Annotated in this window: 1 protein-coding gene; it reads right to left on the bottom strand. The window is 72.2% G+C overall.

Annotated elements, in window-relative coordinates; all coding sequences use genetic code 11:
• Window positions 1-12: 12 nt before the first annotated feature.
• Entirely contained in the window at window positions 13-12,726 is a 12,714-nt protein-coding gene (locus tag BKA18_RS36040; protein WP_366045092.1) for a type I polyketide synthase, read from the bottom strand.
• Window positions 12,727-12,932: the final 206 nt, after the last annotated feature.

Below are 12,932 nucleotides of genomic sequence, written 5' to 3'. Positions count from 1 at the left end.
GTACGTTCCGGATCAGCCGATCCCGAGTTCCCTGTCGATCAGGTCGAACATGTCCTCATCGCTCGCTTCCGCGAGTTCGTCGTCGACGGTCTCCACCGGCGGCGTCGCCTGGCCTTCCCAGTGGGCGAGCAGGCCGCGCAGTCCATCGGTGAGCGCCTGCCGGGTGTCGTCGTCGGTGGCCGCTTGCAGTGCGCTCGCGACCTGTTGCAGCTCGGGGAGCACGGGGGTCTCGCTCCCCGCGTCCGGTTCCGGGGGCAGGAGTGCGTCCCGCAGGTACTCGGCGAGTGCGGTCGGTGTGGGGTGGTCGAAGACCAGAGTGGCGGGGAGGGTGAGCGCGGTGGCCGCATTGAGCCGGTTGCGCAGCTCCACTCCGGTCAGTGAGTCGAAGCCCAGCTCGCGGAAGGCCCGCGCGGGCCGGACCGCATCGGTGGAGGAGTGCCCCAGTACGGCGGACGCATGGGTGCGGACGAGGTCCAGGAGCATGCGCTTGCGCTTGGGCTCCGGAAGCGCGGCCAGCCTGTCCGGCAGGTCCGAGCCCTTGTCGCCGGCCTCGTCCGCCTGCTCCTCCTGACCCGCGAGCAGTTGCCGTACGTCCGGCAGCTCGTCCAGGAGGGGCCGGGGCCCGCTGACCGTGTAGGCGGGGAGGAAGCGGTCCCATCGGATGTCGGCGACGACGAGGGTGGTCTCCCCGTGGTCGACGGCTTCCCGCAGCGCGTGTACGGCCAGGCCGGGATCCATTGCGGGGACACCGCGGCGACGCAGCTGCTCGGCCACGGCCTCGTCGACCATGCCGCCGCCCGCCCAGGCCCCCCAGGCGAGGGAGGTGGCCGGGCGGCCCTGTGCCCGGCGCCATTCGGCGAGGGCGTCGAGAGCGGCGTTGGCTGCCGCGTAGGGCCCCTGGCCGCCGTTGCCCCACACTCCGGCGCCGGAGGAGAACAGCACGAAGGCGTCCAGCGGGTGATCGGCCAGCAGCTCGTCGAGGTGCCAGGCGCCGGAGACCTTGGCGTGTACGGCGGCCATGGCGTCATCGAGGGAGGTCTCGTCGAGTGGGCGGGCCTCGCCGACGACGCCCGCGGTGTGCACGACGGCGGTCAGCGGGGCCTCGTCGGTGAAGGAGTCCAGCAGCTTGGCCACGGCGGCCCGGTCGGTCACATCGCATGCGGCCACCGTGACGCGCGCACCGAGTGCGGTCAGCTCGGCGGACAACTCGGCCGAGCCGGGGGCATCCGGTCCGCGCCGGCCGGCGAGAACCAGGTGCTCCGCGCCGCCGGCCGCGAGCGCCCGCGCCACATGGGCGCCGAGGGCTCCGGTGCCGCCGGTGATGAGGACCGTGCCGCGCGGCTGCCACGGCTCGGCCACCGCCGACGGGTCGAGGGGCGCACGCACCATGCGCCGGACATGGACACCGGACGGGCGAATCGCGTACTCGTCCTGGCTGCTGCCGTCGCCGCTGAGCAGGGACAGGAAGCGGCGCAGCGCGTGCTCGTCCAGGGTCCCCGGCAGATCGACGAGACCGCCCCACCGCTCGTGGTGATCGAGGCCGAAGACTCGGGCCAGGCCCCAGATGGCCGCCTGCCCGGGGTGACGTACCGGGTCGGACACCCGGTGGGTTTCCGGTCCCCGCGCGCAGGCATCGGTGGAGACGGCCCCCTGGGTGACCGCCCACAGCCGGGCCTTCACCTCCGTATCGGCGAGTGCCTGGGTGAGCGCCAGGGTGCTGAGCAGACTGCCGGGCACTCCCCGGTGGCCCCCGGCATCCCGGTCGTCCAGCGCGAGCAGCGACAGTACGTGCAGCGGTTCATCGGCAGTACCGCCCAGCGCCGCCAGTTGTGCCACCAGTTCCGCACGGTCGGCGGTGGCCGACACGGGCATGATGCGGGCCCGGTCGCCGAGACCGCGGGAGGTCGCCTGCACCAGGTCGTCGTCCAGGTGGTCGGCGGGAACAACGATCAGCCAGCTACCCTCCAACTCGCCGCGCTCCGGCTCGGGTTGGGGTCGCCATACGATCCGGTAGCGCCAGCCGTCGACCGTGCTCCGCTGCTGCCGGCCCTGCCGCCACGACGACAACGCCGGCAACACCTCACGCAAAGCACCCGGATCCGCCAGCCCCAACGTCGCCGCCAGACCCTCCAGATCCTCCCGCTCCACCGACTCCCAGAACCGCACATCCACCGGATCCACAACACCGGCCACCGAGGACCGCCCGGACTCCAGCCAGTAACGACGGTGCTGGAAGGCGTACGTGGGCAGATCCACGAGCTGCGGCCGAGCGGCAGCGAAGGACGGGGACCAATCCACCTCCACCCCGTGGACGTACAGCTCGCCGAGGGAGGCGTAAAGGCGCGACAGCCCACCGTCGTCACGCCGCAAGGTGCCGGTCACCACCGCATCCGCGCCCACGGACTCGACGGTTTCCTGAAGCGGCACGGTGAGCACCGGATGCGGGCTGACCTCCACGAAGGTGCGGTGACCGGCCGCGACGAGGGCTTCGACGGCGGGCGCGAACTCCACCGTCCGCCGCAGATTGGTGAACCAGTACCCGGCATCCATCTCCGCCGTGTCCAGCCACTCCCCCGTCACCGTGGAAAACAGCGGCACGGACGACTTCCGGGGCGCGACCGGCGCCAGGACCTCCCTCAGCGTCTCCTCGATCGACTCCACATGAGCCGAATGCGAGGCGTAATCCACCTCGATGCGTCGCGCACGGACCTCGCGCTCCCGACACCCCTCCATCAGCTCATCGAGCGCATCCGCATCACCGGAGACCACCACGGACGACGGGCCATTGACCGCCGCAACCGAAACCCGACCGTTCCACGGCTTGATCAGGTCCGAGACGTCGGACGAGGGCAGCGCCACCGACACCATTCCGCCACGGCCGGACAGCGCACGGATCGCCTTACTCCGCAGCGCCACCACCCGGGCGCCATCCTCCAGACTCAACGCCCCGGCGACGCAGGCCGCAGCGATCTCCCCCTGACTGTGACCGACAACTGCCGCGGGCTCAACGCCATACGTGCGCCATACCTCCGCCAACGACACCATCACCGCCCACAACACCGGCTGCACCACATCGACCCGCTCCAGCCCCGGCGCACCCTCAGCCCCACGCAACACCGCAGTCAGCGACCAGTCGGTAAACGGCTCCAACGCCCCCTCACACTCCGCCAACCGACCCGCAAACACCGGCGAAGCATCCAACAACTCCACCGCCATACCGACCCACTGCGACCCCTGCCCCGGGAAGACGAACACCGTCCTGCCCGGATCACCCACCGCAGCAGCCGGGCTCAACTCCCTTAGCTTTGCGGCCAGTTCATCGGTCTTCGAGCCCACGACGACCGCCCGATGCTCGAACGACGACCGCGACGCCACCAACGACCAACCCACATCAACCGGCGACAGCCCCGTCCCCGCCACCCGCGACGCCAACCGCTCCGCCTGCGCCACCAACGCATCGGCAGACCGCCCGGACACCACCCACGGCACCACCGGACCCACACCCGATGCCGAAGACGACGAAGCCGACTCCCCTCCATCAGCCGACTCCGCCTGATCAGATTGCTCCGCCTGCCCGGACTCCTCCGCCTGCTCGACGATCACATGCGCATTGGTCCCGCTGATGCCGAAGGAGGAGATGCCGGCGCGGCGCGGACGGTCCTCTTCGGCCGTCCACGGCCGGGCCTCGGTCAGCAGCTCCACCGCGCCCGACGCCCACTCCACATGCGGCGACGGCTCGTCCACATGCAGGGTCGCCGGCAACTCGCCGTGCCGCATGGCGAGCACCATCTTCATGACACCGGCCACGCCCGAAACGGTCTGGGTGTGCCCGATGTTCGACTTGACCGAGCCGAGCCACAGCGGCCGCTCCGCGTCCCGCTCCTGCCCGTACGTGGCAAGCAGCGCCTGCGCCTCGATCGGGTCGCCCAGCGTCGTCCCGGTACCGTGCGCCTCCACCGCGTCCACCTCACCGGCCGACAGTCGGGCATCGGCGAGCGCGGCCCGGATCACCCGCTGCTGGGAGGGACCGTTGGGTGCGGTGAGACCGTTGGACGCACCGTCCTGGTTGACCGCCGTTCCGCGGACGACCGCCAGCACCGGGTGCCCGTTGCGGCGAGCCTCCGAGAGGCGTTCCACCAGCAGGACACCGACGCCCTCGGAGAGGGCGAAGCCGTCGGCCGCCGCCGAGAACGGCTTGCACCGCCCGTCCCGCGCCAGCCCCCGCTGCCGGCTGAAGCCGATGAACGGCCCGGGATCAGCCATGATCATCGCGGCTCCCGCGACGGCGAGCGAGCACTCCCCCGAGCGGAGTGCTCGCACCGCCATGTGCAAGGCGACCAGTGACGACGAGCACGCCGTGTCGACCGTGACGGCCGGGCCTTCCAGTCCCAGCGTGTAGGCGACCCGTCCGGATGCGACGCTCGTGGCCGCCCCGGTCGCGAGATATCCCTCGATCTGCTCGGGGGCCGCCATGCGCAGGCGGTTCCCGTATTCCTGGTCGGTGACGCCCATATAGACGCCCGTACCGCTGCCGCGCAGGGACTTGGGGTCGATGCCCGCACGCTCGAAGACCTCCCAGGAGGTCTCCAGGAGGAGCCGCTGCTGCGGGTCCATGGCGAGGGCCTCGCGCGGCGAGATCCCGAAGAATTCGGCGTCGAAGTCAGCGGCGTCGCCCAGGAATCCGGACTCCCGGACGTAGCTCCGGCCCGGCTGGTCGGCATCGGGGTCGTAGAGCCCGCCCAGGTCCCATCCCCGGTCGGTGGGGAAGGCGGACATCGCGTCGACGCCCTCCCGTACCAGCCGCCACAGGTCCTCGGGCGACTGCACGCCACCGGGGTAGCGGCAGGCCATGGCCACGATGGCGATCGGGTCGTCGTCTGCGGGGGCCGGGAGGGGGGCGGGCGCCGCGGCCGGCTGCGCGGCGGATTCCTCAGCGCCGGTCAGTTGGGTGCCGACGTAGCCGGCGAGCGCTGCCGGGCTGGGATGGTCGAACACGACGGTCCTGGGCAGCCGCAGCCCGGTGGCCCGGCTCAGGCGGTTACGCAGCTCGACGGCGGTCAGCGAGTCGAAACCGAGCTCTTTGAAGGGGCGTTCGGGGTCCACGGGGGCCGTCTTGTCGTGACCGAGCACGGAGGCGACCTGTTCGCGGACGAGATCCAGCAGTGCTGCGGTGCGCTGCCGGACATCGAGTCCGGCCAGTTTCTCGGCGAGCGGCGACCGGGCGGAGCCGCGATCCGTACCGCTGCCGCCGTCTCCGTCCTCGTCCGCCGCGAGTTGCGGGATCTCCGTGAGCAGGCGGCTGGGCCGTACGGAAGTGAAGACGCTGTGGAAGCGCCGCCAGTCCACGTCGGCGACCGCGATCGAGGTGTCGTCGTGGTCGAGCGCCTGCTGGAGCGCGGTGAGGGCGGTGTCCGGGTCGATGACGGGCACTCCGCGGCGCCGCAGCACGTCGTGGATCGAGTCGGCGATCATGCCGCCGCCCGCCCAGGGGCCCCAGGCGACCGACAGCACCGGCAGCCCGTCGGCCCGCCCGCGTGCGGCACGGGCGTCGAGGAGCGCATTGGCGGCGGCGTACGCACCGTGATCGGCCACTCCCCAGGTGCCGGAGATGGAGGAGAAGTAGACGACGGCGTCGAGTTGTGCGGGGTCGAGTGCGGAGGACAGATGGTCGGCTCCGGCGACCTTGCCGGCGAGCGCCGCCGCGAGATCTGCCGGCCCGGCCTCCGCCAGCGAGCCGAGGGCGCTGACACCGGCTGCGTGCACCACGGCCCGGACCGGCTCCCCGTCCCGCTCGATCTGCCGTACGAGCTCCGCCACCGCCTGCCGATCGGCGAGGTCGCACCCCGCCACGGTGATCTGGACGCCCTGGTCACGGAGTTCGGAGCACAGTGCGGCCACGCCGGGGACGTCGGCGCCACGACGGCCGGTGAGGACGAGATGTTCCGCGCCGTCGGCGGCGAGCCAGCGGGCGATATGGGCACCGAGGGCTCCGGTGCCGCCGGTGACGAGGACGGTGCCGCGCGGGCGCCAGGAGCGCCGCGGGGGCTTCCCGGCGACGGGTGCGGGGAGCAGTCGCCGCCCGAAGAGGGCGGACCCACGGACGGCGAGCTGATCCTCGTCGCCCCCGGCTGCCAGAATCCGCGCCAGCAGCGCCACTTCCTGACCGTCGGCTGCTGTCCGACCTTCTGCCGCGGTCTGCCCACCGGCCCGGCCGGGCAGGTCGATCAGGCCACCCCAGCGCTCCGGATGTTCCAGCGCGGCGACCCGCCCGAGCCCCCAGATCCCGGCCTGGTCGGGGTTCGTCGGCGCATCGTCCTCGCCCGCGGAGCCGCCCGTGGCGGCCTCAGCGGTGGGACCGATCCCGACCGCGCCTCGGGTGACGCACCACAGCGGGGCGTCGATCCCGGCGTCGCCGAGGGCCTGGAGCAGCGCGAGGGTGAGCGAGAGGCCGGTGGGAACGCAGGGGTGGGTACGGTCCGGCCGTTCGTCCAGGGCCAGCAGCGACAGCACACCGGCCAAGGGGCCGGGCCCGGGACGCAGCAGGTCCGCGAGCCCGGCACGGTCGTCCACCGTCAGCGAGTGGGTGCGTGCGCCCGCTTCCGCCAACGCCTCGCGGGCGCCGTGCACCAGCGCGTCGTCCTCGTACCCGGCCGGGACCACCACGAGCCACTCGCCGTCGAGTTGCCGGGCGGCAGGCTCCGTGAGGGGCCGCCACACGACGCGATAGCGCCAGCCGTCCGCGGTGCCCCGCTGCCGCCGATTCCGGTGCCACGACGACAGCGCGGGCAGCACCTCGTCCAAGGCCTCGGCGCCGGGCAGGCCGAGAGTCCCCGCCAGCGTTGCTGCGTCCTGGTCCCCGACGGCCGTCCAGAACGCCTCTTCCTCCGGGGAGGCTGCCACCGCCGGAGCATCCGGCTCCAGCCAGAACCGCTGCCGCTGGAATGCGTACGTCGGCAGCTCCACCCGGTGCGGACGGCGGTCGGCGAACGCGGGAGACCAGTCGACGTCCACGCCGTGCGCATACAGCACACCGAGTGAGGTGTAGAGCCGGGCGAGGCCTCCGTCGTCCCGGCGGAGGGTGCCGGTCACCACCGCATCCGCGCCCTCGTCCTCGACGGTTTCCTGAAGCGGCACGGTGAGCACCGGATGCGGGCTGACCTCCACGAAGGTGCGGTGGCCGGCGGCGACGAGGGCTTCGACGGCGGGCGCGAACTCCACCGTCCGCCGCAGATTGGTGAACCAGTACCCGGCATCCATGGCCTTCGTGTCCAGCCACTCTCCCCTCACCGTCGAAAAAAGCGGCACCTCAGCCGGACGGGGTGCCACCGGTGCCAAAACCTCCAGCAACTCCTCGCGAATCGACTCCACATGAGCCGAATGCGAGGCGTAATCCACCTCAATGCGCCGGGCACGGACCTCGCGCTCCTTGCACCCGTCCATCAGCTCATCGAGCGCATCCGCATCACCGGAGACCACCACGGACGACGGACCGTTGACCGCCGCAACCGAAACCCGACCACCCCACGGCTTGATCAGATCCGATACGTCAGACGACGGCAGCGCTACCGACACCATTCCGCCACGGCCGGACAGCGCACGGATCGCCTTACTCCGCAGCGCCACCACCCGGGCGCCATCCTCCAAGCTCAACGCCCCGGCCACACACGCCGCAGCGATCTCCCCCTGACTGTGACCGACAACCGCCGCAGGCTCCACACCATGAGCCCGCCACACCTCCGCCAGCGACACCATCACCGCCCACAACACCGGCTGCACCACATCCACCCGCTCCAGCCCCGGCGCACCCTCAGCCCCCCGCAACACCGCAGTCAGCGACCAGTCGACAAACGGCTCCAACGCCGCCTCACACTCCGCCAACCGACCCGCAAACACCGGCGAAGCATCCAGCAACTCCACCGCCATACCGACCCACTGCGACCCCTGCCCCGGGAAGACGAACACGGCTCCTGGCCCGGGGGACGTGGGTACGGCGCCGGTGGCCGTGTGGGGGCCGGGGTCGCCCGCGGCCACGGCGTGCAGCTCCGCGAGCAGTGCGGCGCGGTCGGCGCCGATGAGCGCCGCTCGGTGTTCCAGTGCCGCGCGAGTCGTGAGCAGGGAGTGCGCGACGTCGTAGGGGGCGGCATCGGGGAGGGAGTCGAGGTGGGCGGCGAGTGCGGATGCCTGTGCGCGCAGTGCGTCCGAGGTCCGGCCGTGCACGACCCATGGCACGACGGGCTGTTCGGCGCTGCCACCGTCCGCTGCTTCCGCGCCGTCCTGGTCCTCGTCGGCAACCCGGCCCTCGCCGTCGGCCCGGCCCTCGCCGTCGGCCCGTTCGTCCGGGGCTGTGGCCGGAGACGCTTCTACGATCACATGCGCATTGGTGCCGCTGATACCGAACGACGAGACGCCGGCCCGACGAACCTGCCCGTTCTCCTCCCACGGCTGGGCCGCGGTGAGCAGCCGTACCGTGCCCGCCGACCAGTCCACATGCGGGGACGGTGCGTCGAGGTGCAGGGTTTCCGGGAGGACGCCGTGCCGCAGCGCGAGCACCATCTTGATGACCCCGGCGACACCGGCGGCGGCCTGGGTGTGCCCGATGTTGGACTTGAGCGAGCCGAGCCACAGCGGCCGGCCCTCGTCCCGCTCCTGCCCGTACGTGGCGAGCAGCGCCTGCGCCTCGATGGGGTCGCCGAGCGCCGTGCCGGTGCCGTGCGCCTCGACCGCGTCGACCTCGGAGGGCCGCAGCCCGGCAGCGGCGAGCGCGGCCCGGATCACACGTTCCTGCGAGGGGCCGTTGGGGGCGCTGAGGCCGTTCGAGGCACCGTCCTGGTTGGTGGCGCTGCCGCGCAGCACGGCAAGCACCGGGTGGCCGTGGCGGCGTGCCTCCGACAGACGTTCCAGCAGCAGGATCCCGGCGCCTTCGCCCCATGCGGTGCCGTCGGCGGCCGCGGCGAACGGCTTGCACCGGCCGTCGGGCGCGAGCCCCCGCTGCCGGCTGAACTCCACGAACATGCCGGGCCGGGACATCACCGTCGCCCCGCCGGCGAGCGCGAGGGTGCACTCTCCCGCGCGCAGGGCCTGCGCCGCGAGATGCAGCGCCACCAGGGAGGAGGAGCACGCCGTGTCCACGGTGATGGCCGGTCCTTCGAGACCGAGCGTGTAGGCGATCCGGCCGGAGGCCACGCTCGTGGTCGTTCCGGTCAGGACATGGCCCTCGACCTGGTGGTTCGCCTGGTGCAGCCGGGGGCCGTACTCCTGCGCCATGGCACCGACGAACACGCCCGTGAGGCTGCCGCGAACGCTCGTCGGGTCGATGCCGGCCCGTTCCAGCGCCTCCCAGGAGGTCTCCAGCAGAAGCCGCTGCTGCGGGTCCATCGCCAGGGCCTCGCGCGGCGAGATTCCGAAGAACCCGGCGTCGAAGGAGGCCGCATCGAGGAACCCACCCTCGCGTACGTAACTGGTGCCCGAGCGTTCGGGGTCGGGGTCGTACAGCCCGTCGGTGGGCCAGCCCCGGTCGGTGGGGAACGGCGTGACCGCGTCCACCCGGTCCCGCAGGATCTGCCAGAGGTCGTCGGGCGACTGCACGCCACCGGGGTAGCGGCAGGCCATCGCGACGATGGCGATCGGCTCGTCGGGGTCGGTGGCCGGGCCGGGCGCCGGCTCCGAGGTGTGGGGGGCGCCCAGGAGTTCGGCGTCGAGATAGCGGGCCAGCCGGGCGGGTGAAGGATGGTTGTACAGCGCCGTGGACGGCAGCCGTACCGTGAGGACGCGGTTCAGCCGGTTCCGCAGTTCTACGGCGGTGACCGAGTCGAAGCCCAGGTCCTTGAATGTCCGGCCCGCGTGGAGCGCGGAGGGGTCCCGGTGGCCGAGCACGGCGGCAGCATGGTCCCGTACGACGTCGAGTGTCGGTCGGCTCGCCCCGGAGCCCACGGTCGTGGGGCCGTCGGTCGTGGGGTGGTCGGTCGTGTGGCCGACAGACCGGCCCGGCTCGTAGGTGGCGGTCCGGCGGGGGCGCTCGGCGGTTGGCTCCACCCAGTGCCGCTCCCGCTGGAAAGCGTAGGTCGGCAGGTCCACGAGCCGGGGACGGTGGGCGGCGAAGGCCGGGGACCAGTCGACGTCCACGCCCTGCACATACAGCTCGCCAAGTGAGGCGTAGAACCGGGCGAGACCACCCTCACCGCGGCGCAGTGTGCCCACGACCACCCCCTCGGCGCCCACGGCCTCGACCGTCTCCCCTACCGGCATGGTCAGGACGGGGTGCGGGCTGACCTCGACGAACGTGGGGTGGCCGGCCGCGGTGAGGGCTTCGATGGCGGGCGCGAACTCCACCGTCCGCCGCAGGTTGGTGAACCAATAGCCGGCGTCCATCTCGGCGGTGTCCAGCCAGTCCCCCGTCGTCGTCGAGAACAGCGGCACGGACGACTTCCGTGGCGCGACCGGCGCCAGGACCTCCCTCAGCGTCTCCTCGATCGACTCCACATGCGCCGAATGCGAGGCGTAATCCACCTCGATCCGCCGCGCACGGATCTCACGCTCCCGGCACTCCTCCACCAGCCGGCCCAGAACATCACCATCACCGGACACCACCACCGACGACGGACCATTGACCGCAGCAACCGAAACCCGACCACCCCACGGCTCGATCAACTCCTCCACGTCAGGCCGGGGCAGCGCCACCGACACCATTCCGCCACGGCCGGACAGCGCACGGATCGCCTTGCTCCGCAGCGCGACCACACGAGCGCCGTCCGTCAAGCTCAACGCCCCGGCGACACACGCCGCGGCGATCTCCCCCTGGCTGTGGCCGACGACCGCCGCGGGCTCCACACCATGGGCGCGCCACACCTCCGCCAACGACACCATCACCGCCCACAACACCGGCTGCACCACATCCACCCGCTCCAGACCCGGCGCACCCTCAGACCCACGCACGACCGCAGTCAGCGACCAGTCGACAAACGGCTCCAGTGCCGCCTCACACTCCGCCAACCGACCCGCGAACACCGGCGAAGTGTCCAGCAACTCCACTGCCATACCGGCCCACTGCGACCCCTGCCCCGGGAAGACGAACACCGTTCCGCCGGAGCGGTCGGTTGCTTCGCCGAGTGTCACGGCGGCATCGGGGCGACCCTCCGCCACCGCCCGTACCCCGGCGGCCAGTTCGCCGGGCTCCGCGCCCACGACGACGGCCCGGTGCTCGAACGACGACCGCGACGCCACCAACGACCAGCCCACATCAACCGGCGACAGCCCCGTCCCGGCCACCCGCGACGCCAACCGCTCCGCCTGCGCCGCCAAGGCTTCGGCAGAACGCGCGGACACCACCCACGGCACCACGACGCCCGCTGCCGACGAGGAAGACGACGAAGCAGACTCACCTCCCTCAGCCGACCCTGCCTGCTCGGCCTCCTCGGCGCGCCCCACGATCACATGCGCATTCGTGCCCCCCATGCCGAACGAGGAGACCCCGGCGACGAGTTGCCGCCCCTCCTGCGCCGTCCATGCGCCGGACTCGGTCTGCACCCGCAGGTTCAGGGCGTCGAGCGGAATGTCGGGGTGGGGTGTCGCGAAGTTCAGGCTCGGTACGAGGTGGCCGTGCTCCACGCACAGCACCACCTTCAGCAGTCCCGCGATGCCGGCGGCGCCTTCGAGGTGGCCGATGTTCGTCTTGATCGAGCCCACCGGCAGCGGGGTGCTCCGTCGTGGGTCGGTGCCGAGAGCGGCGCCGAGCGAGGCCGCCTCGATGGGGTCGCCGACCTTGGTGCCGGTGCCGTGCAGCTCCACATAGCCGATGTCGCCGGGGTGGATGCCGGCGCGTGCGCAGGCCAGGCGCAGCACCTCTTCCTGCGCTGCGGCATCCGGGGTCGTGAGGCCGGGCCCGCCGCCGTCGTTGTTGACCGCCCCGCCGCGGATCACGCAGTGCACGTGGTCGCCATCCGCCAGTGCCCTGGAGAGGGGCTTGAGGACGACGAGGCCGCCTCCCTCGCCGCGTACGAACCCGTCCGCACGGGCGTCGAAGGTGTGACAGCGGCCGCTCGGGCTGAGCGCGCCGAAGCGGGCCATGGCGATGGTGCTCTCGGGGGCGAGATTGAGGTGCACCCCGCCGGCCAGGGCGGCGTCGCAGTCTCCGCGGCGCAGGCTGTCGCACGCGGCCTGGACCGCGACGAGCGAGGAGGACTGGGCGGTGTCCAGGGTCATGCTGGGGCCGCGCAGACCGAGGTGGTAGGAGAGGCGGTTGGCGATGAGTGAGCGGTTGAGGCCGGTCGGAGTGTAGTGGTCGAGCGCTTCGGGGCCCTGCTGGTGTACGAGGACGGCGTAGTCCTCGACGGTGGCACCGATGTACACCCCGGTCCGGTGGCCGTGGAGCCGTTCCGGGCGGATGCGGGCGTTTTCCAGAGCCTCCCAGCCGAGTTCGAGGGCGAGCCGCTGCTGGGGGTCCATCGACTGCGCCTCGCGCGGGGAGACGCCGAAGAAGGCGGCGTCGAAGGCGGCCACCTCGTCGAGGAAGCCGCCCCGGGCCGGCTCGGACACCCCTGACTGCGCGAGGAGTTCGGCGGACCACCGGTCGGCCGGCGCCTCGGTGACCGCGCTCCTGCCGTCGCGGAGGAGTTCCCAGAGGGCGTCGGGGTCGGCGGCCCCGGGCAGGCGGCAGGAAAGGCCGATGACCGCGATCGGCTCGCCGTGCGGCGAGGGAATCGTGGAGCCCGCGGTTTCCGACCCGTTCATCAATCGCACTCCCTACGCGAAGCGACACACTCACGGCTGGACTTCACCGTTCCACAGCGGCGGGCTCCCAACGGCGGGCCGACGGCCACCTCTAGGGGAACTCCTAGGGGCGTCGGAGGGCCCTTTCGTACCGCCCTGAGCAGGGCTTCCGCAGCGGTCCGCGGCAGCCGCCCGGAGCCTTCGACGGCGCGGCCCCGGCGCCGGCT

Origin of the sequence: Streptomyces auratus (genome assembly GCF_050433025.1) — a bacterium.
In the GTDB taxonomy this organism is placed as follows: domain Bacteria; phylum Actinomycetota; class Actinomycetes; order Streptomycetales; family Streptomycetaceae; genus Streptomyces; species Streptomyces sioyaensis.
Note: the sequence above shows the minus strand (reverse complement) of the source record. Positions and strands in the feature narration are given on the sequence as shown.

Excerpts from the sequence above, each read along its gene's own strand:
- BKA18_RS36040 (WP_366045092.1), bottom strand. The coding sequence starts at position 12,726 with ATGAACGGGTCGGAAACCGCGGGCTCCACGATTCCCTCGCCGCACGGC.